This is a genomic window from Pseudoalteromonas rubra, assembly GCF_005886805.2.
Taxonomy (GTDB): Bacteria; Pseudomonadota; Gammaproteobacteria; order Enterobacterales; family Alteromonadaceae; genus Pseudoalteromonas; species Pseudoalteromonas rubra_D.
The window spans coordinates 248,992-274,810 of record NZ_CP045430.1 but is presented as its reverse complement, the minus strand read 5'-3'; the positions used below and the strand labels follow the sequence as shown (position 1 = coordinate 274,810).

The following is a 25,819-nucleotide window of genomic DNA, read 5'->3' as shown; positions in this document are numbered from 1 at the left end:
TTTTTTATCATTATTAGGTACGAAACTAGCGTTAATTTGTTCAGCTGTAAACCCCACAGGCAGGGGGGAATCTATGTGCTTGTTTAAATGGCAAGGGAGTTTTGGACAGGAAAGGTTGCGCTAATGACTGACAATCTCCTTCAGCGGACTGGCCTGAAAAGCCAATTAGTTATGATATATGGAGCTGTGCGAAGGCCAATTGTAAAGCCCGGCTACTGACACTGGTTAACCAGCGTTTTGGTTAGACACTGATTGACCTGGTTTTGGGTCTCACGGTTAAAACTGTAGTGGCTACCGGGTAGTGCTATGTGTTGATATGGATGAGAGAATTGAGCCTGTTCGAGCGGCTCGGTGATTTTGTTTGCCATCGCGTGTGACGGCCAAATCTTATCTTGTATAGCTGAGACTAGGAGGATTGGCCCGTTGGTTGTTTCCACCGGGATCCTGATGCTGAACCACACAGTTATATTATCTGAATATCCTGCTAGTGCCTACTGCTGTCGTAGCTGTATCTATGCCATACAACATGTCCACCCCCCGAGCAACAGGCGTTTTGGAGAATCTTTGTGAAAGCGTAGCCTGATGTGCAGCATTGGCTAATGCCTGGCTTGTCGCTAGCATAAAGTTGCCGGTCGCGACGGCCGGACTATCTCCTAGTACATTGGTATTAACCTGAGAGACGGAATCTGTGATCTGACTGTTTACTGCGGTAGGAAATGCCATGAGCTTACTCCTTGTCGGGGTTATAAGTGCCTCATTATTATGGTTCAGTCTTAACTTCTGTACGATTACACCCTATTACAGATATGTTTATCAGCTAGTTGCGCAAACATCACTATTCCTCATGTGTGTACAATTTACATTTACAGTGTCTGTCCTTATTATGCCTATCTGCAACTGATTATCATTTTTATTATCGGGGCCGTGTGTGGTACAAAAAATACTCTTAATCGAAGACGACAATACGCTAAGCGTTTATCTGGCTGATTTATTGCGTAAAGCGGGCTATCACATAGATCAATGCTTTGACGGGGAACGGGGACTTGAAGTGGCAAGGACGCAGCAGCACCATTTGATCTTGCTGGATAAAATGTTACCTAAACTTGATGGGGTTACTTTGCTGCAAAAACTGCGCGAATCGAGCCAGCAGCCAGTGATCATGGTCTCCGCCAAAGGCGCAGAAGAAGAAAGGATTGTGGGCCTCAGTCATGGTGCGGATGACTACGTAGCAAAGCCTTTTAACGCGACAGAGTTATTACTGAGAATTGAGCGCCTGTTGAAGCGTAGTCATGGTAATACTGCACCCATCACTCAATCTGAAATTACTGTGGACGGTCTCAGGCTCGCACTGCAAACGCAGTCTATAACACTGCATGGTGAACCGCTGGATTTTACGCCGATCCAGTTCAAACTGCTGTGGGCACTCATGTCACAGCAAAATACTATAGTCCCTAAGGCTGACCTTTATTTGTCGGTATTGAACAAAAAGCTTGGCGCATATGATCGCAGCCTGGATATGCATTTAAGCCGGGTACGCAGAAAGCTCAATGATGCCAACTGGTATGGCGAGCGGCTGCAAACGGTGCATGGTCAAGGGTACTGTTTTAAATGAAGCGCACATTTCTCTGGAAGTTGTGCATAATTGTGGCAACGGGCCTAGTGGCATTTTTCTACCTGTTACATGCACTGACATTAAAAACAGAAGAAAGCATGAGCATGATTGCAAAAGCGGATCGTGCAGAGCTGACGCAGTGGCGCATCAAGTCTGAACAACTCTATATGGCTAATAATATCCAGGCACTGAATGCCTGGTTAGCGCAACTGATGACGGAAGAATCGACCTGGGCATCGGTCGCCAGTTTCAGGGCGATCCATCTTGCCGGCGAACCGATAGATAAAGACATTGTTGGCACTTACCATTTTGGGCGCAGTATAGAGTGGAAGATTCATCTCTATTTTTCCGCAAATCCGGTGATGGAATTACCCTTTGAGCACAGCAATGCCAGCTTGTTGATAAAGCTACCTAGCAGGATGCGCCCCGGTACTTACTGGGCAACCACCAAGTTTTTGCTTCAGGTCCTGATCCCGATGGGGGTGCTAGCTGTGCTGTCAGTACTACTTTATCAGCACATTATTACTCCGCTGCGCAAGCTGGACAGTGCCACATCGGCGTTTAGCCGGGGTAACTTTAAGGTCAGGCTAGGCAGATATTTAGGAAAACGTAACGATGAGTTTGCTCATCTGGCTGCCACATTTGACCAGATGGCGGCCAAAATTGGCGAGTTGATCGCCAGCCAGCGTCAGCTCATTGCTGATCTGTCTCATGAGTTACGCACACCGCTCACGCGTCTCGACATTGCGGTCGAGAGCTTTGATGTGGATGATGCTCAGATACATCTTGCACGGATCGCGCGCGAGTCTGCTCAGATCAGAAAGCTCGTTGAAGATTCATTGACACTGGCCTGGTTGGAAAATGAAAAACCAGTGCTAAAAAGAGAAAATGTCGACTTAGTGGACTTGCTCGATGTGCTGGTGGAGGATGCCAGGTTCGAGTTTCCCGACAGGCGTATTATTTTCGACCCTCCCGCTAACGCTATTGTTCAAAACAGCTGCCACCGTGCTTTGTGTCCTGCCGTAGAAAACGTTATTCGCAATGCGCTGCGTTACACGCCGGTGGGCAAGCATGTGCAGATCACACTGACACAGCAATCTGAGCTGTATTGCATTCAAATTCAGGATCAGGGGCCAGGGATCCCGGAGGTATTTCTTGAGAAAGTGTTTGAACCATTTTTTCGTGTTGATAACGCCCGTCTTGCAGAAAATGACAGTTTTGGTCTGGGTCTGGCGCTGGCAAAGCGCCATCTGGCGAGTGTGGGAGCCAGTATCTCGGCACATAACCCCAGCACCGGTGGTCTTTTGGTTACGATAATGATTCCTATTTGCCAAATGTAACAGTTGTAAAAGTGATTGCCTGAAAAGTTTAAATGACAATAATTCCGATTTAGACTTTTAACTTGTTGTTTGACTGAGATGTAAATCATGCCACTTGCCCCACATAAAAATCATTTGTTTAAAAAAAGTTTGTTAGCCTGTTCGGTTGCTTTGAGCGGTTTTGGAACCAGCGTTTATGCTGCGCAGACTTACGCTGACACTGACGAGCAGAAAATAGAGCGGATCGCGGTCGTTGGTGCCACAACCAATTCAGAGATCACGCCTGAGGTGTTAGAAAATTATCAGGCGAACGACTTGGAAGACGTTTTTCGCCATACTCCGTCGGTTACGGTCGGCGGATCCTTGGGGATTGCACAAAAGGTTTTTGTCCGGGGTCTGGAAGATTCCATGGTGAATGTCACGGTGGATGGTGCGCCACAAACTAGTACCTTGTTCCATCATATTGGCCGGGTTGCAATAGAGCCGGAGTTGCTGCGTAGCGTTGAAGTGCAAGCGGGGGCTGGTGAGGCAACGGCAGGTTCAGGCGCCGTAGGCGGTGCTATTCGTTTTAAAACCAAAAGTGCTGATGATTTACTCAAAGCCAGTGAACGATTTGGCGGTACAGTTAAAGCGAGTTATTTCACCAATGATGGCCACAAAGAAAGCGTATCTTTATACGGTAAAGTCACCGATTCGATAGGTGTGCTGGCCTCGTATGTCACTGTTAGCCGGGAGAACATGGAAGATGGTGATGGTCAGGAAATTCCTGGGACTGCTGCTGATCAGACCCTAGGGTTTGTGAAAGTTAATACGCAACTGACTGACAATCAGGAGTTGGTTGTTAGTTTTGAGCGTCGCAAAGAAGAAGGTAAATTTGGTAAGCAAACCAACTGGGCACCGCTACAGACCGATCCACTGTTCTCATCCTGGGGGGAGCGCGAAACTTTGGTTCTAAACCATACCTGGTATCACAGCGCTTTGGTTAATTTAGAAACCACGGTTTATCAGACCGAGTCATCATTTAAACGTGAGTTATATACCTGGGATGCGTCGATTGAAACGACCGGCTTTGATATTCGCAATACCAGTGATATTGGTGCGCACACCGTGACATATGGTATCGAGCGCAAAAATGACAAAGTAGACTCTGAGTCTTATGGCGATTTTGGCGGCATTTATGATGAAGATGGCACAGTGACTGGGCTCTATGTGCAGGATCACTGGCAAATGCGCGACGATTTACTGCTGAGTTTTGGCTTGCGTCATGACAGTTATGAACTCGATCACAGCGGTATTGATGCAAACTGGGTGAAAGTGGATGGTGTCTGGGTTATCGAAAAAGATGGCAATGGCAATCCAGTGACAACCAGCAACGCATTTTCAACGGAAAAACAGGATGGGATCAGTAAAAACGTCGGCCTTGTGTACGAGCTTGCTGACAATCTCAAGCTGTCGTTGGGCTACGCCGAAGCGCTGCGTGGCAGGCAGGTGGCTGATGCCTTCACTGTCGGTGAGTTAACACCCAATGAAAACCTGAACCCTGAAGAGGTTGAAAATACTGAACTGGGTCTGCAATACAACGATGGCACCTGGATGCTGGAAGCGTCATTGTATGTCAGTACCATAGATGATGTGGTATTTGACAAGTTTAAAGGCAGAGAAGGCGTTTTCTATGAAAACATCGGTGAGTTAGAAAGCAAAGGATTTGAGCTGGTTGCAGGATATCAGGCGGATAATTTTGATGTGATTATCAGCTACAACAATAATGATGTTGAACTGAATAATGCCGTATTTAACTTGCCAGATCCGGCAGCCCCGGATTCTACTAAACCCGTTACAATCAATGGTATCGATATGGCCGCCTATGAATATGGCGGGCTGGGGAATGCAGTTGGCGATTCGGTCAATGTTAATTTTAACTACCGCCTGAATGAACAGATCAAACTGGGCTGGAATTATAATTATGTCGCAAGCCTCAATGATATCGAGGTTTTCCATCGCTCTATGGAGCTGGGCTGGGTCACTGAACTGGAAACCATCAGTAAGCCAAGTTATCAACTGGTTGATGCTTACATCAGCTATGCGCCGTTTGAGGCATTAAAAGTGGACTTGTCTGTTCAGAACCTGCTCGATGAATCATATCGTAGTCATGGCAGTGTCGCCGACTATGGTCATATCCCTGGCTATGAAAATGTGGTTGGTATCAAAGAAGCCGGTCGTGACATTCGTTTAACGCTGACCTATCAGTTCTAACCTCTAATCATCTCAGCCATAGTGCTCGTTTAGACTGTGGCTGATATGGCGTCTGTTTCTTCATAATATGGTTTTAATATCATGAGCTTATCAGCAAAGCCTGGTCAAGCCTTTGCGCTTGGCTGGCGGCTATTACTTGCCCTGGTTGGCGGATTTGCGATTGCTAACCTCGCCGCCATAGCCATTTCTCAATTACCCGGGGATAACAAAGTGGATGGCATCGTTGCCGGTATGATGTGGAGTTTTGTTGTTTATACGTTGGTTGTGATCAGTGTATTTACAGTCAGAACGGCATGGCGTGCAACTTTGCTGATATCGACCCTAATAGCCTTGCTGTATGGCCTAATCCACTTACTTTCTGTATCGGAGGCCCTATGAAAGCAAGGTTTCGACAGTCCATGGGCTGGCTGCACACCTGGAGCGGCGTGGTGTTTGCCTGGTTATTATATTTTATCTTTGTGACTGGCAGTGTCGGTTATTTCGAAAACGAGATTGACCGCTGGATGAAGCCTGAAATTGTCACAAGCAATGATATTTCGGACAAACAAGCCATTGATTTGGCGATGGCACAGCTTGGCGAACACGCTGATGATGCATCTCAGTGGTATGTGAGCCTGCCTACCTCACGGGATCCTTACATCGAAATTTCCTGGTTACAGCCCGGCGACCCAGAGAAACAGGTCCGTCGTCAGTGGTATGAGAAGCCGCTTGAGCCAAATACGGGAGACATTACGTCTATCCGCGATACCAGTGGCGGAGAAACCCTGTACCGGCTGCACTATAACTTGCATTACGTGCCGCCGCTGGTGGGTTATATCCTGACCAGTCTGGCAGGCATGCTCATGTTAATTGGCTTGGTGACCGGGGTGATCATTCACAGGAAGATTTTTGCAGAGTTTTTTACTTTTCGAAGCGCTAAAGGCCTGCGTTCCTGGTTGGATATTCATAATGTTTTCAGTGTATTGCCATTGCCGTTTCATTTAATGATTACCTACAGCGGCGTTATGTTGCTCATGGGGGTGACCATGTCTAAGGTCATTGATAGTCAGTATGGTGAAGGCAGGCAGATGCATCGTCAGTTTTATGATGCTTCTCAGCTGGAGGATTACACCACTCTGGACACTGAGATTTTGCCCGCGCAGCTAAATGTAGATACGGCACTGTCTGATGCAAAACAGCGAGTGACCGATCAGGCGGTCAACTTTGTCGGTGTTATTGACAGGGGCACTGACACTGAACACATAGAGATCTGGTTTGAAACCAGTGAAGGGGTTGAGTTTGCCTCATTGCTCAAGTACCACGCCCGTACAGAGCGGGTTGAGGTTGAGATAGCAACTGGCAAAGTAGGGCGGGCTGCTGCAGTGTATGATCTACTTGAGCATCTTCACGAAGGCCTGTTTGCCGATATTTATCTGCGCTGGGTGTATTTCCTCTGCGGGTTGTTTGGTGCTGCGATGATTGCCTCTGGGATGATCATCTGGCTTAAAAAGCAAGTGATGAAAGAGGCCACACCTTCATTACTCATTACTTTAATTGCCAGGCTAAACAGAGGCGCTTTGCTGGGTCTGCCAATTGCGATTGGTTGTTATTTTTTAAGCAATCGACTGCTTGCGCCTGATATGCCAGACCGGGCTGCCTGGGAGATGCATGTGTTGTTTGCAGCATGGGTGCTGTGCTGTCTGTATTGTTTAATCAATCGGAGCCGGGAACAGTGGTCAACTTTGCTTTGGATCGCAGCACTGGTTTATTTTGCTATTCCTCTGGTCAATATGCTCACCACACACCACAGTGTCATAACCAGTCTGTTGAACGCTGACTGGTTGATGCTCGGTTTTGATCTCAGTATGTGGTTGTTTGCGGGCTGCTTTGGGTTGGCGGCGACGGTCGTTTCTCGAAAACATAGAAGCTCCACTGTGGCTAAAAAGGAGCCGTTAGTATGCTGATCACTTCGATACTGATGATATTGTTGCTCGGTTTTGCGCTGCTCTGCGTGGCAATGCAGCGTAACTTTAGTCGGGTTGCCGCTCCATCTGTACACCTGTCTAAGCAGCGGTTGTGGTTATTGCGTATTAGTGGCACGGGTTTGAACCTGCTCGCTTTGTTTGTCTGTATTTTTGTCTGGGGCGTGTCACGGGGGCTTGTATACTGGTTTGGGAGTGCAACTATGGTCGTGTTTACGCTGGTTGTTATTTTGACATATCGTCCCAGACTACTTAGATGGCTTTGTAGATAAGTGGCGGGATGCGACTGAAACATTCTTTTTATTAGAACAAACCTATCACTTTTTACGTAATTACGTTCTTAATCAGCTATGTAATGATGTCATTGGTCTACAGGCATGCATGCCTATACTTAACGAAAGAAGTAATCAAACATGTTTAGTTGGTTAAAACAATGGTTGTTGGAGAGCCCTTCAACAGCACATGGAGAAATGAAGATGACAAAAGTACTGGTTTTATATTATTCAAGCTACGGCCACATCGAAACCATGGCAAATGCCGTTGCAGAGGGAGCTGGTTCAGTTGATGGTGTTGAGGTAACCGTTAAACGTGTTGCTGAGTTAATGCCGGAAGAGGTTGCAAAAAATGCCGGGGTTAAGTTGGATCAGGTGGCTGAGATTGCCACACCGGCAGAGCTCGAAGGTTATGATGCCATTATTTTTGGCACCCCCACGCGATTTGGCAATATGGCGTCGCAAATGCGCAACTTTCTGGATCAAACCGGAGGTTTGTGGGCTGCAGGCAAGCTGATTGGAAAAGTGGGCAGTGTATTTACTTCGACGGGTACAGGTGGCGGTAACGAAACTACCATACAGTCATTTCATACCACTTTGTTCCATCACGGTATGGTGGTGGTTGGGTTACCTTATGCAGCGGCTGAGTTAACGGATATCTCAGAAGTCAGAGGCGGCTCACCATTGGGGGCTGCCTGTATTGCGGGGGCTGATGGCAGTCGTCAACCTTCAGATAAAGAAATCGCCCTGGCTAAGTTCCAGGGGCAGCATGTAGCGGGTATTGCTGCCAAATTAGCCTAATGGCACAAAATACGGCGCAGCGTAAAACCGCTGCGCATTTCCCCTATAAGCCACTTGTTGTTTGTTTCGTTAAGGATTACAAGTGTTGGAATGTTATTACCGGCTAATAAGTTAGCTGAGCTGCACTTGACGTAGTTTTTGGATTTATTCTTTGTCTGAAGGAGCGCCATGCAAGCTAGCATTAAGTGATAGAGTATTATTTTACGTATTGCCTCAGGAAATTGTCGTTGTCTGACGACCACGGCTCGCTTCGCTAGTGTGTTTGGCATGCTGGTCGCGATAAACTCCCGGGCTGACACCCACAACAGATTTGAATTTTCTGACAAAAAAACTCAGATCGGAAAAACCAACATCATCGCATACTTCAGTGACCCGGCACAGAGGGTCTTCTCGCAACAGTGTCATGGCTGTTTTAATTCTGAGTCTTAACAAAGTTTGTTTGAATGACAGGCCTACATAACGCTTGAATAAAAATGACAAGTGAGAGGGGCTGACACACGCATGACTGGCAACCTCACTCAGATTGACTGGCCTTTTGAAATTTTCTTCCACATATTGCAGTGCTCTGACAAGGGCGGGGTGAGATTTATCGGCTATTTTTTGCAGGTTTACAGGGACTGGATGCTGTACTGTAGCTGCATTATTGGGGTGATATGCATGTGGCTCTCTACAAACCGTAAGAGACTGAAGTAAAGTGAGGAACTCATTATTTTTTGAGCGTGTCGATGTGGAGAGTGTCCCTGAATACTGAGTAGGTACATCATCTATGACCGGCAACGTTTTAATCAGTGTTTGTTTGGTGATCTCCTGTTGGGGAGACAATATAGACAGCGTATCCAGGCAGTGTTTTAGTTGTCTTATATTGCCGGGCCAGCTGTATTGTTTCAGCCATTCCATTGCCTGATCGTCTATTTGCAGCTTGGCGATGTGCTGGCAGGTTGCTTTGTAATGGGCTATCAGAGCCGGTATGTCTTCGCGCCGTTGCGCCAGTGTGGGGATATTCAGTTTAAGGCTATGATAATGTAACCAGTATAAAAATGAGTTTTGCGGTGTGTGCTTTAAAGCTTGTTGATGTTTTTGAATTGTAGTGGAAGTTATCAGTCTTGGTGCCTGGACATTGGTATTCAGATTAAGCCAGTAGTCTTTGATGGCGTCTATTTGCCCGGTATCTAACGCATCTATGTTCTTTAGATATAGCGTGCCTGAAAGAGATTGGGCAATAAGAGAGTCGAGTTTTTTAATCGCGCAATTATCAGCCCACTGGTTCACACAAGAAACGATAAGTGGCTGTGAGTTAACCTTATCTAAATAATGTAAGTGGCTGACAGCTAAATGTTTGCCACTGCCAGGCTGGCCAATGATGTGGACAGGTAAGTTACTTTCAGCGAGCAGGCTAATCTGCTGCTTTAATTTAAAAAGTACATCACTACTGCCAATCCAGGGTTGTGTAATAAAAAAGCGCTTTGAAACTGTGGACATGATATTTCCTTGTTTTCAGGTTCTGTATAAACAAGCCATCCAGCGAAGGCTGGATGGCATGCCGTGTCGTCAAGGAAAATGTAGTTTTTTATGTGAACCGATTTTGGGTCAGTTACTGGTCACTTTATTGGGACGTCTATCGGGTTGATGATGCCTGGGGTAGGTGTACCAACTGAAATCAGTACTCTTCGTCTGGCTTTTGAGTGCTTCCTGAATAAGTGGGTGTATAAAATAAAAGTGCTCATCACTTTGTTTGATTAGTCCGCTACAGAGCATTTTGTGCAATACACAGAGTGGTGCACGGATCTGCTCATTGTCGTTGAACTGTTGCAACTGGTGCGTGTTGAAGCTCTGTCCCAGGCTAGCTGCAAATTTGAGTGTTCTGGCTACTTCGCAAGGCATTGCGTTTAAACAGGTGCGGGCAAACTGTTGTAACGCATTAGGGAGTGCGTTGAGCGGATCTGAGTCTGACAACAGCTGCTTCAGAAAATAGGGGTTACCTTGCGCACGTTTTATTGCGTCGGCAGTTTGCTCTCTGTGTTTTTGGGGCTCCTTGCCCTGACAGCGTAATATGTGGGTTGCTAATTGAGCCATGGCATCTGGGTCTAATGGTCTAAGAATGATTATGTGAGCATGATCCAGCCACTTTGGCGGATAAATAAAAGCATGTTTTTGCTGGGATGCAATAATGAAAGTGACTGCATGTGGTGTGTTACACGACGTAAACAGGCGAATGAACTCAAGTGCGTTGGTCGGTAAATTATGTGCGTCGTCAATTATAATCGCAACAACACCTTTGTGATTGGCATAGGCAATCAGGCTTTGAGCAATTTGTTTATCTAACCACTTAAGTCGGGACTCAGAGAGCATGGAGAGTGTATCCGTTTCGCCCCGATTCAAATTGCTGTCTAACCGCTGACGCAGGCGTAATGCACAAAGCACATTGTTGGCTATCAGGTCTATTTTCAGACGAATGTCACGACTCGATGCCAATTCAGTGACAGACATGAGTGCTTTAATAAAACAAGGAATCGAGAAAGTGGGTGCGCTACTATCGTTAGGAGCTGTATAGGAAAAAGCAAGGCACCGTTTACCTGCTGAGGCCAATTGTGATGCGAAAGTGGCCAGCAATCTGGATTTTCCGGCGCCTGTCATCCCTTGTAAATAGACGATTTTAAATGCCGAGTTGTCGAGTGCATAGTTAAGTATGCAATGAAGGTGGTTTAGCTCCCATTCTCTGCCGTAGCAGGGGTTAGGCATATCTTTTACCAAATGACGATAGAGCCAGGGAGGTGCATCATTATCACCGATAAGTGTATCGATACTTACCTGAAAGTAATTGGCGAGGTTCTGTATGGTACGACATAGTACTTGCTTTCCCGCTTCCGCGCGCTTTATTGTGGAAACTGAAACGTTATTGCACTCTTGAGCGAGTTTCTCCCGGCTAAGTGCTTTTTTTTCTCAGCAAACGCAGAGTTGTTTTGTTTACTGCAATTCTTCCGTGGCTGGAAGTGTTCATAGTTATCTCCTTTGGCTTGTGCATCATTACTAATGACAGTATTGCTATTAATATATTTACTACTGATGTCCTTAAGTTTATTTTTATGTTAATTGCTACGCTATTACACCTTAATTACAGTGCACTTTAGTTGCAACAACTGGCGCTATATCGGGCCTGTCATTCTATCAATGTTGGTTTATTTTTACCCAGACGCCGCAATTTAAATGAACGGCATTTGCGTGTTTTATCGACCGACTGCACAAACTTTGTTCGAAACTTAAAACGACATGTTTAAAGTTTTTTAAATTTTCTTGATCTTTGTTTCACAAGGGTGCGTATTGCTCGAATGTTGACCACCTTGATGGAGAAGAACGTGAAAGCACTGATAAAAATAATGTTTATAAGTACCCTGGCCTTGCTTACGGCTTGTTCCGACGATGATAACGAAGTTGTCGTCACACCACCAGAAGAGAACTCGGTTTATGATGCTGCTAAGGCTGCTGGCAGCTTTAACACACTGGTAGCGGCTATTGACGCTGCAGGCCTGACGGCTACGTTAGACAACACCGCAAATACTTTTACTGTATTCGCTCCTACTGATGCCGCCTTTGCTGTATTAGGAGAAGAGGCCATCAACGGTCTGCTCGCAGACCCTGATACCCTGAGCAAAATACTCACCTATCATGTCCTTGCGTCAGAAGTGAAAGCTGAAACTGCGCTTACTTTAGCCGGGCAGACTACTGAAACAGTTAACGGTGCAAAGCTTGCCTTGTCGTTGTCGGGCGACAACCTGCTCATTAACACGGCGACAGTAACACAAACCGACATAATGACCGATAATGGCGTGATCCACGTTATTGATGCTGTTTTAATGCCGCCGAGTGATGCGACATCAACAGCAAATATTGCACAGGTGGCGACACAAGCAGGCAACTTTACGACCCTGCTAAAAGCGGTCGAAACAGCGGGCTTGACCAGTGCACTCACCGGCAGCGATGACTTGACTGTTTTTGCTCCAACAGATGCCGCTTTTGCAGCACTGGGTACAGCAACCATTAACACCTTACTGGCAAACCCTGACGTGCTGGGTAGCATTCTTAAGCAGCACATTGTGGCGGGCAAAGTGGATTCAGTGACGGCTATGTCACTGAACGGTAAAAATGCCACTACGCTTGAGCAAAACCAGCAGAGCGTCGCGATCGACGCAGCAACAGACATGTTGAAATTTGCAGGTGTAACTGTAACTCAAACTGATATTCCGGCTTCAAACGGCATCATTCATGTACTGGACGCCGTGGTGGTGGGTAATATCAGCGTACCTGAATCTTTGGGGCTCATTCCTGAGGTCGCAGCAGGCGCTGGTTCATTTAATACTTTGTTAAGCTTGGTTACTGCGACGGGTTTGGATACAACACTGGGTGACCCGACTACTAAGTTTACGGTTTTTGCGCCTACTGATGCTGCTTTCGCGGCTTTGGGTCAGGAAACGCTTGATGCGCTAGCCGCAGACACCGACAAGCTAAAAGACATTCTTCTTTATCATGTTGTGGCAGGGCAGAGTGTGATGTCAGATGCGGCAGCTGGTATTGCCTCATCTGCAGATAATATGGTGGCTATGGCAAATGCTGACAAAAGCGCTTTGAGCATAGTCGATAGCATGCTGTTCATTGATGATGCCGTTATTCGCACTGCTAATGTAAAAGCAGATAATGGCGTGATCCATGTGCTCGACAAAGTGATCATGCCACCTATGGATAAAATGGCTAGCGAAAAAACCATCGTGGATGTCGCGGTTGAAACAGATGACCTGTCAACTTTAGTCACGGCACTTCAGACGGCAAATCTGGTTGAAGCGCTATCCGACACCACTAAGCAGTTCACCGTTTTTGCGCCGACTAATCGCGCATTCCAGAAAATCCCGGCGGCAGATCTGACTGCCTTATTGGCCAACCAGGCAGGTTTAACACAAGTGCTGACTCAGCATGTATTACCGCTGGAAGCATCGTCTTCACTGGCTTATAGCCTAAACGGTAAGCAGGTTGAAACACTGGCTACCAATATGTTGGACCTGAAGGTGGTTGATTTCGTGTCGACGGCGAACACTGAAAACGACATGGTAGCTTATGATGCAACCAACCAAAGACTGGTATCTGGCAATGGTGCAGCCATGGCAGGTAAAACGCTGTATGTATTCGACGATGACCTGACTTTTGCTAACAGCCAATGTGTTGATGCGTGTGCGACTAACTGGCCACCTGTGACTGCGACACAGGAACAGGTTGCAAATATTCCGGGCTTGTCACTTATCGCCAGACTGGATGGAAGCATGCAAGCTGCCTATCTCGGCCGCCCATTGTATATGTTCGCACAAGACGTTAACCCTGGTGATGCAACAGGTCAGGGTGTTGGTGGCAAATGGTGGCAGGTGAGCTTACCCACGTCTGGTCTACAGGTAGAAGGTAGTAATATCACCCAGGTTGATATTTACACTGCAAATGGTGTGGTGCACCTGATTGATACTGTGATCACAGCGGTCGATTGATTCCCTTCCTCACCTTTCCTATGAGGCTTTGGCGCAACATCCTTAATGTTGCGCCTTTTTTATGTAGTGATTACTCATCAAGCGTCAGAACAATTCTGCCAGTGATGTCATTATTAAGCATGTTATCAAAGACTTCATTGATGGCTTCGAGTGGTTTGGTCTCAACAATGGCTTTTACTTTACCTTCTGCTGCAAATTGCAGGCATTCAACCAGATCCTGACGGGTACCGACAATACTGCCAACGACACTGACGCCCTTGAGCACAGTATCAAAAATGGGAATTGGCATTTCCTCCGGCGGCAGGCCAACCAGCACACAGACTCCACCACGTTTAACGCTATGAAAAGAAGCCGTAAAAGCTGATTTAGAAACTGCGGTACATACTACCGCCTGAACGCCGCCAAGTTGTTCTTGTATCGTGGTGGCAGGATCTTGCTGAGTATAATCCACGACCATATCAGCCCCCAGAGAGTGAGCCAGAGCAAGCTTATCGTCACCACTGTCTACAGCCACGACATTGAGGCCCATGGCTTTGGCATATTGAATTGCCAGATGACCTAAACCGCCGGCACCAACAATCGACACCCAGTCGCCTGGTTTTGCTCCTGAAACTTTCAGTGCTTTGTAGGTCGTTACGCCCGCGCAGAACAAGGGAGCAGCTTCGACGAAGGGCACATTTTCGGGGATTTTAACCACATAATTGGCGTCAGCTTTAGTAAATTGTGCGTAACCGCCATCGACCGAATAGCCACTGTTTTGTTGCTGTGGACAGAGATTTTCTTCTCCTTTTAAGCAGTGTTCGCAATGGCCACAGGCACTGTGCAGCCAGGGCACACCAACTCTGTCTCCAAGCGATAAATGGGTCACATCGTCGGCCTTTGCTACGACAGTGCCCACGCCTTCATGACCTGGGATTAGGGGGAGTTTAGGTTTTACGGGCCAGTCTCCGTGGCAGGCATGCAGATCTGTATGGCATACACCACATGCAGCAATTTCAACCAATACTGAACCTGGGGTCAATGACGGCTTGGGTACTGTTTGAATTTCTAAAGGTTGTTTAAATGCATGAACGAGCGCGGCTTTCATAAGAGTCTCTCCTGAAGGTGTTAGCCACGAGTATAGAGATTTAAAACTGACATATTTTGATCCGGCGCAAACTCGCCAGTGACTGTGTATTCATTTTAGGTTCGTCATTGCGTTGCTAACTTTTGGTCAGACTGTAACGATTGTCATACACCCGGCTCAAGATACCTATGCGTTTTTAAAAAGAGCAACTAAACTTCATGCAAAATAGCAGCTTGTATTAACTTCCTTTGGCTGAACGCGTCGCGTCATAGAAGTAAGGTTGGTTTATCTTTGGGTACGTAAGCAACTGTAATTTACCAATGCAACCAGCTGCGTTAAATTTGGCATATAGCCTGCTTTGTCATTCATCGCTGATTATGTGGCGTTTATCGCAGGTGATATAAGGGGGTGGCGCTTCCCCCGACTTAACACTTGAGTTAAGTGTGGTTGCATATTTGTTAAATTTGTATTCTGTTTTGCTTTATTTTTTAGTGCTTTGTGATAGCATCAGTATGAAAACCATCAAACAGGAAGCGTTATAGCTGTTTATAAAATGGCTACAAGTAGATAAAAACAACGTTAGGGAATGGTATTTTTAGTTCAGTTGTCGTCCCGTCAGATTAACACTAACAAACAATTTGAGCCTGTACGAATACAAAGTGTCATGATTAATTTTATTTTTAATCATGCACTTATGTTCTTCAGGTGTTAAAGGTGTAGTTGATTAGCGTGGCTTGCGGTTTTAAGCGGTTAGTTAACCTTTAAACCATAGTGACAGGATAATACGACTTTGCAGTTATCAATAGCCGCAGAGGTCGCATATTGTCATTGTGTTTATGTAATTAATTGGTTTTTTCCAACTTTACGGATCGGACAACTGTGCTTAATACCAGCAGAGGCGCTAGCTAATGTCGCCAGCTCTGGGTCGTTGAGTCAGGTGTTCTGATCAAAGGAACTTACTCAATAAACCTTGTATGGGTATGGCATGAATAACGACTTAGTGGCTACATTAGTGACATTGGCCCGGACACGTGGCGATGACATTGCATATCAGTATTTCTTCGAAGATAACCAACCGGCAGTTTCCCTGAGCTATGCTGAGCTCGACTTAAAATCCAGAAAAATCGCAGCACGTTTGCTCACTTATTTTGACAGAGGTGACAGAGCTTTGCTCTTGTACAACTCAGGGTTTGAGTTTGTTGAAGCCTTTTTTGCCTGCCTATACGCTGGCATAGTGGCAGTGCCTGTATACCCGCCAAAAAAGAATCAAAATACCGATAGACTGAGGAGCATCATAGAAGACGCTGGCGCAACCGGTGCGCTGACCAGCAGCAAGATTTACGAAATCGCTCAGCCACTGTTTGAAGCTGAAACCAGCCTCAGTAATGTGTCTATCATCGCCACCGACAGTGACGGGGTTGAGCAGGTTGAGCCTATGGCCTGGCAGGATATTCGCATCGCACCACAAGATCTGGCCTTTTTGCAATATACCTCAGGCTCGACGGGCAGTCCCAAAGGGGTGATGGTGAGTCATGCGAACATCATGGACAACGAAGAAATGATGAAGCTGGCCTTCGGTCACAGTGCACAAACACCTATCGTCAGCTGGCTGCCGCATTTCCATGATATGGGGCTCATCTTTGGCATCTTGCATCCTATATACATTGGTGCCCCTGCGGCCCTGATGAACCCGACATCGTTTTTGCAAAAGCCCCTGCGGTGGCTGAAGTTATTGAGCGAGACCAAAGCCGTGACTTCCAGTGCCCCTAATTTTGCCTATGATCTGTGTGTCGACACAATTAAAGAAGAAGAGTTAGCAAACTTAGACTTATCGCATTGGCAAAGTGCACTGAATGGCGCTGAGCCTGTTCGGGCCAGTACCCTTGAGCGTTTTTATCAGAAGTTTAAGCACTGCGGTTTTCGTCGTGAGGCCACGGCCCCCTGTTATGGCATGGCTGAAACCACCTTATTTGCCACGGGCGGACGTTTAATGAAAACGCCGTCGGTGCTGCAGCTGGATAGTAAAGAGATGCATCAGGGAAAAGCTTCGTTACTATCAGAACCTGCGGCGCACACAGAGTTGTTTTACGATTTGAATGTTGCAGATAACACGCTAACAGACAATCAGCCCTATTATGCGGTGTCTTGCGGTAGTACCTGGCATGGTCATACCCTGGCGATTGTGAATCCTGAAACTAAACAGCGTTGTGCGGATGGGCATACTGGTGAGATTTGGGTAAAAGGCGCCAGCGTTGCTCAGGGTTACTGGCGCAAGGCTGAGCAGACGAAGGAAATTTTTCAAGCCCATATTGCCGATGATAATGACGGCCCTTATTTGCGCACTGGCGACCTGGGGTTTGTGCATCAAAACGAGCTGTATGTCACGGGGCGTGCCAAAGACGTGATGATTTTCCGCGGTAAAAACTATTACCCTCAGGATATTGAGCTCACTGTGGTGGAGGCGCATGTTGCCATGGACAATAATGGCGGCGCGGCGTTTTCCTATTTGTCTGAACAAGGCGAAGAGCGCCTGGTTATCGTGCAGCAGGTCAAGCGTACGGCCGTGCGCAAACTGAATGAACAAGAGGTTTTTGCGGCTATTACGTCAGCGATTACCGAACAACATGGCATTACACCGCATGAGGTTGTGTTGATTAAGCCCGGGCGGATACTGAAAACCTCCAGCGGCAAAATTCAGCGTCAGGAAAACAAACGCCATTATCTGGCAGATACGTTTGACGTGTTAGCCCGTTCACGAGCCCAGCAGAGCACGTCAGACAAAGCGTCACACTCGGCAAAAAACACGCACTATTCGGACATTGAAGCGACGTTACGCACAGTCTTACAGGAAGTGGTGGGACTCGAAGTTGACCGCCAGCCGAACAGCCTGGATGTTGACGCCACCTTTTTATCTCTGGGTGTCGACTCGATGAAAGCCGTACGGATCTCGGGCGAGTTGATGGAGCTACATGATATCGAACTCGAAGCCACGGTGCTTTACGAGTATCCATCGATTGCCCAGCTTGCTAATCATCTGAGTCAGTTTGACTCAGTGCGCGAACGATTGAGTGCGCAAATGCCTCCTGTGTCTGAACACCCGGCACAGCAAGCAACCAATTCGGCGGCCACGCAAGACAAGCGTGAAGCGCGCATACTGACGGATAATATGGATGTGGCAGTCATTGGCATGGCATGCCGTTATCCGCAAGCCGCAGATCTCACTGGATACTGGCAATTGCTGATGGATAAACGCGATGCCATTAGTGTGCCAAACGCAGTGCGACAGGCGCTGTGTCCTGAACTCGGCCAGACGCGTCTGGGGGGGTATCTGGATAATATTGAGCAGTTTGATGCCGGGTTATTCGGTATTTCACCGGCAGAAGCCAGATACATCGACCCACAGCATCGTTTGCTGCTTGAAACCAGCTTCCATGCCATTCAGTCAGCTGGCATGATGCCCGCTGAATTGGCCGGTCAGCCCGTCGGCGTATATGTGGGTATTTCCCAGAATGATTACTTCAATATGTCGAACAAGGCACAGCAGGGTAATGCGTACCTTGGTACCGGCACCGCGCTGAGTATTGCGGCCAATCGTCTGTCCTACACCTATAATTTTACGGGCCCGAGTCTGTCGGTGGATACGGCTTGCTCTTCCTCTTTGGTTGCTTTGCACCATGCGCTGACCGGGATCCGTGCGGGTGATATGCCCATGGCGCTGGTGAGTGGTGTGAACCTGATCCTCAGTAATGAGGTCACGGATGCCTGTGAGAATGCACACATGCTGGCACAGGATGGTCGCTGCAAGACATTCTCACGCGCTGCCGATGGCTATGTGCGCAGTGAGGGCGTGGGTTGTGTGTTATTAAAGCCCCTGGCTCAGGCAATGGCCGACAAAGACCCGATCTACGGAGTGCTGAAAGGTAGTGCGGTGAATCAGGACGGGCGCAGCAATGGGATTACGGCACCGAATGGTGCATCGCAACAAAGGGTGATCAAGTCGGCTTTGCACAATGCGGCTTTAGCAGCTGCGGATGTGCAATATATTGAAACCCATGGCACGGGCACTGAACTGGGTGATCCAATCGAAGTATCGGCACTGGCTAAAGTGTATGGCGAAGGACGCGCGCCCAACCAGCCTTTACTGCTTGGCTCTGCAAAAGCCAACATTGGTCACCTGGAGTCCGGTGCGGGCCTTGCCGGGCTGATTAAAACGCTGTTGTGCTTAGATAAAGGGCAAGTACCCGCGCAGTTACATACCGCGCAGCTCAACACCCATATTCCCTGGCAAAAGCTGCCGGTGCGGGTTGCGACACAAGCCCAGAGCTGGCCCGCTCAGACGGGACAGGACAGGCTGGCTGCAGTTAGTTCGTTTGGATTTGGTGGCACTAATGCCCATGTGATCTGTGCCCAGGCACCTGCTTATGCGACTCAGGATAACAAAGCCTCATCGCAAAACTCGGGGTATGTGCTGCCATTGTCGGCAAAATCTGCCAAATCACTGACTGAGCTTGTTAGTCGTTATGCCGATACACTGAGCACGGCAACGCCACAAGCGTTCGATGCCCTGATCAGTCAGACCGCGAGCATGCCGCATTTCAAGGAAGCTCGTTGTGCTTTTGTTGGTGAAAACCGAGAGGCGCTGGTTGCGGCGCTAAAAGATCATGCTCAGTTAACAGGTTCTGCAGATGACGCGCAGGCGTCAACGCGGGGGCTGGTGTTCCTGTTTACCGGGCAAGGGGCACAATATCCGGATATGGGCAAAGCTCTGTATGAGTCGCAGCCGGTGTTCCGTGATGCCATCAATGAATGTGACCGTTTGCTTGGCGATAAGCTGGGACCAAGACTGACCACAGTTTTGTACAGCGATCCGAGCGAGCAGTATCTGGCGCAGACTCAATGGACTCAGGTGTGTTTGTTTGCCATCGAATATGCCCAGGCGGAGCTATGGCTCAGCCGGGGTCTCAAGCCGGAGCGTCTGGTGAGCCACAGTGTCGGAGAATATGCTGCGGCCTGTATAGCAGGCGTGTTTTCGCTTACCGACGCAATCAAGCTGATTGCAGAGCGTGGCAGGCTAATGAACGCACTGGCGGATAATGGTCGTATGGTGACTGCGCGCTGTGAGCGTGCTCAGGCTGATGCGTTGGTGACTGATATAGCCGGTCAGCTCTCTGTATCGGCTTACCATGGTGAGTCGGGTGTGGTGTTTTCCGGTCACAATAGTGCCATGGACACTTTGTGCCAGGCGCTTGATGATGCAGGTATACGCCACAAAGCTATCAACACAGCGCGGGCATTTCATTCTCCGCTGATGCAACCTATGCTCAGTGAATTCGCTGAGTTGGCCGCGCAAGTTACCTATCACCAGCCAACAATCCCTTTTATTTCGTCTGTCACGGGTCAGCAAGAAGCACTGCGGTTGTGCGATCCTGGTTATTGGGTTGAGCAGATCTGTGCGCCGGTACAGTTTGAATCCTGCATCGCTCAGCTGTCTCAGTCAGACGCTTATTGTGCCCTTGAGCTGGGGCCTAAACCGGTGTTATGTGGCCTGTTGCAGGAAAATCGCCCTGCTGAACGGTGTGAGTTTTTACATGTATTGCATGCCAAAGGCGCTGATTTACCACGCTTGTTATCAGTGCAAGGACGTTTGTTTGAGTTGGGCATAACGCTTGACTGGAACCAGCTATACGCGGATGACACTCAGCCCAATGTTCCATTGCCTTTGTATCCGTTCGACCACAGTCCTTACTGGATTGCGGAGCTACCGATTGAATTAAACACGCAGCCCGACGCTGAGACAACGCAGTCGCAAGCAGGTCATGCGAGCACTACTCGAGAAGAAGCGATCCGTCACTTTGTGCTCAGTACTTTGTCGCGCTTGTTATCTATGCCGATTAGTGACATTCAGACTCATGTGCCGCTATTGGAAATGGGTGTGGATTCGTTAATGATCATGAATGCTGTGCGCACTTACGAGCGGGAATTTGGATTGGAGTTTAGTGTACGCCAGTTCTATGAAACGCTTAGTACGGTTGATTTACTGGTGGCATACATCATTGAACACAGTGATTATCAATGTCAGGAAGCAAAGTCAACACCACCATCAGGACAAGGCAGCAGCAACACCGTACTTGCATTACCGGCTGAGCCAACGTCAGTGTCCGCGCCGAATGACCTGGTTGCAACTATTTGTCGCGAACAATTGCAGGCCGCCGCGTCAGTCACCAATACCAGTGCAGCAACCAGTGTTGAAGCGGTCGCCGCTCGTCAATTAGCCATGCTACAAGGTATGAGTGGCCAGGTTGGCACACAGCCAGTCAGCACGGCACTTGCAGCGACAGCTGCTCCGCAGGCTGTAACCACACAGACTTTAGCTGAGCAGTCTGTGACGCAGCAAAGTGAAGCCGCTCAGATTTTACCCGGGTTCGCTCAAAAGCAAATAACCACGGCTGCCAGCAGCCAATCTGTACAAAAGCATCTGGCTTCACTAATTGAACGTTATTGTGCCAAAACACCTTTGTCGAAAGCCATGGTGTCTGAGCATCGCCCACATTTGGCGGACTGTCGCGCGTCGGCAGGATTCCGTATGTCCAGCAAAGAACTTCTGTATCCGGTCTTTGGACAACGCTGTGAAGGCAGTCGGATCTGGGATATTGATGGCAATGAATATATTGATATTACTATGGACTTTGGCGTCAACCTGTTTGGCCACAAGCCCGACTTTGTCACCGAGGCGCTGAATCAGCAGATAGAGAATGGTCTGCAACTGGGGCTGGCAAGTGCACAAGCCTGTGATGTGGCTGAACTTATCAGTGAGTTAACCGCACTGGAGCGCGTTACCTTTTGCAACTCCGGCACTGAGGCGGTGATGACTGCGGTGCGTCTGGCACGCAACAAAACCCGGCGTAACAAAATCGTGCAGTTTGAAGGGGCTTATCATGGCCACTATGACGGCACGCTGGCGCAAAATGCCCCGGGCGGGGAGTCGGTTGAACCTATGTGCAGCGGCGTCAGAGCGGGCGCGATTAGTGATAATCTGGTGCTTGAATACGGTGCAGAGTCCGCGCTGGATGCCATCCGAGCGCAGGGTAGCGATATTGCAGCTGTGCTGGTTGAGCCGGTGCAAAGTCGCCATCCGGGGCACCAGCCTTGGGCATTTTTGCACTCACTCAGAGCACTGACTGCCGAGCTGGGGATCGCGCTTATCTTTGATGAGATGATCACTGGGTTCAGAGCGCATCCAGGTGGTGTGCAGGCGATGCTGGGGATCCAGGCGGATATGGCCACCTATGGCAAGATCGTCGGTGGCGGTTTGCCTGTAGGGGTTGTTGCAGGCAGCCACGAATATATGGATGGCATTGATGGGGGCGTCTGGCAGTATGGTGATACTTCTTATCCGCAAGCGGATACCACCTTTTTTGCCGGCACTTTCTGTAAACACCCATTGGTGATGGCCAGCGCTAAAGCCGTACTAAGTGAAATTAAAGCGCAAGGCGCGCAGCTACAAGAAGCGATTACCGATAAAACTCAATATCTTGCACAAACACTGAATACGTTTTTTGCGCAGCAGCAAATTCCAATGCAGATAGAGCATTTTGCCTCTTTGTTCCGCTTCCGCTTTAGTCAGAATCTGGACGTGTTCTTTTATGAAATGCTCAATCGTGGCGTGTTTATCTGGGAAGGGCGTAATTGTTTTCTGTCGGCCGCACATACAGAAGCAGATGTTAAGGCCATTATTCAGACCGTCAAAGACAGTGTACTGGCGCTAAAAGCGGCCGGTTATTTTGGCGAACCGGACCCGACAGATGCACAGCCTGAGCGTTTCCCGTTAACGGGGGCGCAGCAGCAACTACTGGCGCTGGCGCTCAAATCTGAGCAGGGCGCTCAAGCGTATCACTTACAGGCGGTATTACGTCTCAGCGGACCTTTGGACAAAACCCGTCTCACTCAGGCGATAGCTCAGCTGCTTACTGATTATCCATTGCTGAGTTACACCGTGGATCCGCTCACTTTGTCGCATGTGCAGCTTACACGACAGGCTCTGGCTTTAACTGAGCATGAGTGCAGTGACAAATCGCAATCACTTCAGACCTGGCTTACGGAATTGCGTTATCGGCCCTTTGAGTTTGGTGTCCAGCCTCTGTGCCGCTTTGATTTATTGCCATGCGGTACTCATGAGTATGTACTTAGCATTAGCGCGCATCACGTGTTGTACGATGGGCTCAGCCTGCAACAGTTGATGAGTTGCATTGCGGACAATTATAGCCAAGCGGATAGTCAAGCAACTCCACCTGCTATGGTGCACTTTAGTGCCTATGTTGAGGGCGTGAAACATTATCTGAATAGTGAAGTATATCAGCAGGATAAAGCTTATTGGCTCGGTAAACTGACCCCGTGCGAAGCGCTGACTCTGCCAATGCGTTCCGGGGCAGGCAGTCAGGAAAGCTTTGCCGTTGAAAAGCGGGTGTTTACACTGGATGCGTTACCTCAAATTAAGGTGCTGAGTCAGTCTCAGGGATGTGGTCAGTTTGCCACCTTGCTGGCTGTCTATGCCTTATGGTTACACAAGCTGACGGGACAAAAACACATCGCAGTTGGCATTCCGGTCTCTGATCGGGGCTTACTCAGCGATAGCTACGACCCGGATGATCTGGATGAGCATTTACCTGGTTATTGCACAAATATCTTACCCATCGTCGCTGAATTCACTGGCCCGCTGACTGTGGGTGAGTTAATCAAGCAGGTGCAATCCAGCCTGCTTGAGGCCTTTGAGCATCAGCACCTGCCATACAGCGAACTAACGCATGAACCAGTATGTCTGCCACAGACACTCTTTAACCTGGATAAAGTGCAACACTTGCCTGAATTTTCTGGACTGAAGGTGTCGACTTGCACAACGGATACCCGCTTTGGCCAGTATGAATTAAGCTGCAACCTGTTGTGTGTGGATGGTCAGTGGACGCTGGAGTTGGAGTATCTGAGCGCACGCTACGACAGCGCTATGATGAACAGTTATGCGCAGTCGCTGATCACTCTGTTTGCGAGTCTTGAACCTGAGCAGACGTGCAGCCATGCAAGTTTGCTGGACAGCGAGACTCGGGCACAGTTGCTGGCGCCGGTTTCTGACAGCCCAGCCTTGCCGTTGTTGCTGGATGCATTAACAGAGCAAGTGGCGCACTCGGCGCAAGAGACTGCATTGATTTGCTCAGGACAGTCGCTCAACTATGAGCAATTGCAAGCGCGCGCCAATCAGCTTGCAAATTACCTGATGGCGCAGGGCGTGGGCCGTGACTCTCTGGTAGCGATTGCATTGCCACGACGGACTGAGCTATTGGTTGCTTTACTGGCCGTGTTGAAAACCGGTGCCGCGTTTTTACCACTTGATTTGAGCTTTCCGCAGGCCAGATTGCAGGACATGCTAAACGACAGCCAGGCTGCTTTCTTGTTGTGTGATGAGCTGAGTGAAGCGGCGGTCGCCATTGCTAATACTCATATTGATGTTGTCGACCTGGATGCCCGGCAAACTGAGATTGCTTCATATCCGAGCACATTTGAAGTCCAGGCAATTTCTCCCGAGCAACGTGCTTATGTGATTTACACATCAGGCTCCACTGGTAAGCCCAAAGGAGTGGAGATCAGTCATGGGGCGCTGGCAAATCTGTTACACACTATGGTGAAAGAACCCGGTCTGTGCCGCACAGATTGCCTGTTGAGTGTGACCACCATTGCCTTCGATATCGCATTGTTGGAGTTGTTCGGACCCCTGATGGTTGGCGCAACGGTACTGCTGGCCAGCGACCTGGCCTGTAGTGACCCAAATGCGCTGCTTGAGCTCATTGGTCAACATCCGGTGACTGTCATGCAGGCTACGCCAACTTTATGGCAATTACTGCTCTCGGCCCGTCCTGAATGTGTTACCGGATTAACCGTTTGGAGCGGCGGAGAGCCCCTGACTGAGATACTTGCTGCGCAACTGCTTTCGCAGGCAAAGGCGCTGTGGAATATGTACGGACCCACCGAAACCACCATTTGGTCTGCAACCACTCAGATCTTTGACCCTGACGATATCACCATCGGCAAGCCTGTCGCCAATACTCGCCTGATTGTGTTGAGTGAAGATGCGACATCGAGTGCTGACATGCAGCCTGATGGCGTATGGGGGGAGCTATGGATAGGCGGGGCTGGCCTGGCCAATGGCTATTTGGCACGACCTGAACTAACCGACGCCCGTTTTGTGACCTATGAGTTTGATGGTGAACACAGTGAACGACTTTATCGGACCGGCGATAGAGCCCGCAGACTGGCTGATGGTCGATTTGAACTCGACGGTCGCCTCGATCATCAAGTCAAATTACACGGTCACCGGATTGAATTAGGCGAGATAGAGGCTCAGTTGCGTAAGGTGCTGAGTGATGTGGATGTGCGCGTATTTATTAAAACCACAGCGCAAGATCAGAGGGCGTTGTGCGCCTATGCCATTGAACAGGGCGAGCTGGCACAGCACTGGAATATCAGTGCGCTACGCAGCGCGTTGGCTAATCACTTACCTGCTTATATGTTGCCGGAGTATTTGTGCTGGCTCTCGCAGTGGCCAACCACGGCCAATGGCAAGTTGGATCGTAACGCGCTGACTGTACCCGACACCAACTATGCGACACAAACCACCTTATGCGCGCCGAACAACCCGGTAGAAACTCAAATCCTGGCCTTCTATCTTGAGTTGTTAAACACCGAGCAGCTAGGTACCCGACACAACTTCTTTGAATGTGGTGGCAATTCGGTGCTGGCCATGCAGCTGATTTCCCGGTTAAACCAGCACTTTGCTATCAGAGCGACAGTGGGAGACATCTTTGATAACCCCAGTGTCATGCAATTGGCAGTGCGTGTGGATGAGCTGGTGAGTGCAGGGCCAGTGACAGACTCACAAGGCGTTGAACGCCTCAGTAATATTGTCAGTGGTCGCGATATCAGTGTGGCATTAGATGATCAATCCATGACGGAGATGGACTTGTAAGT

14 protein-coding genes are annotated in these 25,819 nt (G+C 48.6%); 9 read left to right on the top strand and 5 right to left on the bottom strand.

Annotated features, from left to right (window positions below; all coding sequences use genetic code 11):
- Positions 1-212: 212 nt before the first annotated feature.
- Together CWC22_RS20505 and CWC22_RS20500 are read right to left on the bottom strand one after the other, a co-directional pair.
- Positions 213-437, bottom strand: a complete 225-nt coding sequence (locus CWC22_RS20505; protein WP_230090685.1) for an acyl-CoA thioester hydrolase/BAAT C-terminal domain-containing protein — start codon at positions 435-437, stop codon at positions 213-215.
- Between the two features lie 31 nt (positions 438-468).
- Entirely contained in the window at positions 469-723 is a 255-nt protein-coding gene (locus tag CWC22_RS20500; protein ID WP_138537992.1) for a RebB family R body protein, read from the bottom strand.
- A 205-nt stretch (positions 724-928) separates the two neighbouring features.
- Between CWC22_RS20500 and CWC22_RS20495 the strand changes: the two genes are divergently transcribed.
- The 7 genes from CWC22_RS20495 to wrbA all read left to right on the top strand — a co-directional run bounded on the left by CWC22_RS20495 (position 929) and on the right by wrbA (position 8,218).
- On the top strand, positions 929-1,612 hold the full coding sequence (locus CWC22_RS20495; RefSeq protein WP_125557316.1) for a response regulator transcription factor: 684 nt from the start codon (positions 929-931) through the stop codon (positions 1,610-1,612).
- Positions 1,609-2,952 carry a sensor histidine kinase gene (locus CWC22_RS20490; RefSeq protein ID WP_125557314.1) on the top strand — a complete coding sequence of 448 codons (1,344 nt, stop codon included), beginning with the start codon at positions 1,609-1,611 and terminating at the stop codon, positions 2,950-2,952. Before CWC22_RS20495 ends, CWC22_RS20490 begins: the two co-directional genes overlap by 4 nt.
- 87 nt (positions 2,953-3,039) lie before the next feature.
- Complete coding sequence (locus CWC22_RS20485) at positions 3,040-5,184, top strand: TonB-dependent receptor (protein ID WP_138537991.1); 2,145 nt, start codon at positions 3,040-3,042, stop codon at positions 5,182-5,184.
- Positions 5,185-5,265: 81 nt separating this feature from the next.
- The gene (locus tag CWC22_RS20480) at positions 5,266-5,562 is read left to right on the top strand and encodes a hypothetical protein (RefSeq protein ID WP_125557310.1); all 297 of its coding nucleotides are present in this window, start codon (positions 5,266-5,268) and stop codon (positions 5,560-5,562) included.
- A complete protein-coding gene (locus tag CWC22_RS20475) occupies positions 5,559-7,127 on the top strand; it encodes a PepSY-associated TM helix domain-containing protein (protein WP_230090684.1) in 1,569 nt (522 codons plus the stop codon). The genes CWC22_RS20480 and CWC22_RS20475 overlap by 4 nt, the downstream gene beginning before the upstream one ends.
- Positions 7,121-7,417, top strand: coding sequence for a DUF3325 domain-containing protein (locus CWC22_RS20470; RefSeq protein ID WP_138537990.1), 297 nt, complete (start codon positions 7,121-7,123; stop codon positions 7,415-7,417). The genes CWC22_RS20475 and CWC22_RS20470 overlap by 7 nt, the downstream gene beginning before the upstream one ends.
- 204 nt (positions 7,418-7,621) lie before the next feature.
- On the top strand, positions 7,622-8,218 hold the full coding sequence (gene wrbA, locus CWC22_RS20465; RefSeq protein ID WP_010380774.1) for an NAD(P)H:quinone oxidoreductase: 597 nt from the start codon (positions 7,622-7,624) through the stop codon (positions 8,216-8,218).
- Between the two features lie 213 nt (positions 8,219-8,431).
- On the opposite strand, the gene CWC22_RS20460 is transcribed toward wrbA, so the two are convergent.
- Together CWC22_RS20460 and CWC22_RS20455 are read right to left on the bottom strand one after the other, a co-directional pair.
- Positions 8,432-9,697, bottom strand: a complete 1,266-nt coding sequence (locus CWC22_RS20460; protein WP_138537989.1) for an AraC family transcriptional regulator — start codon at positions 9,695-9,697, stop codon at positions 8,432-8,434.
- A 108-nt stretch (positions 9,698-9,805) separates the two neighbouring features.
- On the bottom strand, positions 9,806-10,957 hold the full coding sequence (locus tag CWC22_RS20455; protein ID WP_138537988.1) for an AAA family ATPase: 1,152 nt from the start codon (positions 10,955-10,957) through the stop codon (positions 9,806-9,808).
- A gap of 614 nt (positions 10,958-11,571) precedes the next feature.
- Between CWC22_RS20455 and CWC22_RS20450 the strand changes: the two genes are divergently transcribed.
- A complete protein-coding gene (locus CWC22_RS20450; RefSeq protein WP_138537987.1) occupies positions 11,572-13,740 on the top strand; it encodes a fasciclin domain-containing protein in 2,169 nt (722 codons plus the stop codon).
- A 70-nt stretch (positions 13,741-13,810) separates the two neighbouring features.
- Here CWC22_RS20450 and adhP read toward each other — a convergent pair whose 3' ends face one another.
- The gene (gene adhP, locus CWC22_RS20445) at positions 13,811-14,827 is read right to left on the bottom strand and encodes an alcohol dehydrogenase AdhP (RefSeq protein ID WP_125557300.1); all 1,017 of its coding nucleotides are present in this window, start codon (positions 14,825-14,827) and stop codon (positions 13,811-13,813) included.
- Between the two features lie 964 nt (positions 14,828-15,791).
- On the opposite strand from adhP, the gene CWC22_RS20440 reads away from it, so the two are divergent.
- Complete coding sequence (locus CWC22_RS20440; protein ID WP_138537986.1) at positions 15,792-25,817, top strand: non-ribosomal peptide synthetase/type I polyketide synthase; 10,026 nt, start codon at positions 15,792-15,794, stop codon at positions 25,815-25,817.
- Positions 25,818-25,819 lie beyond the last annotated feature (2 nt).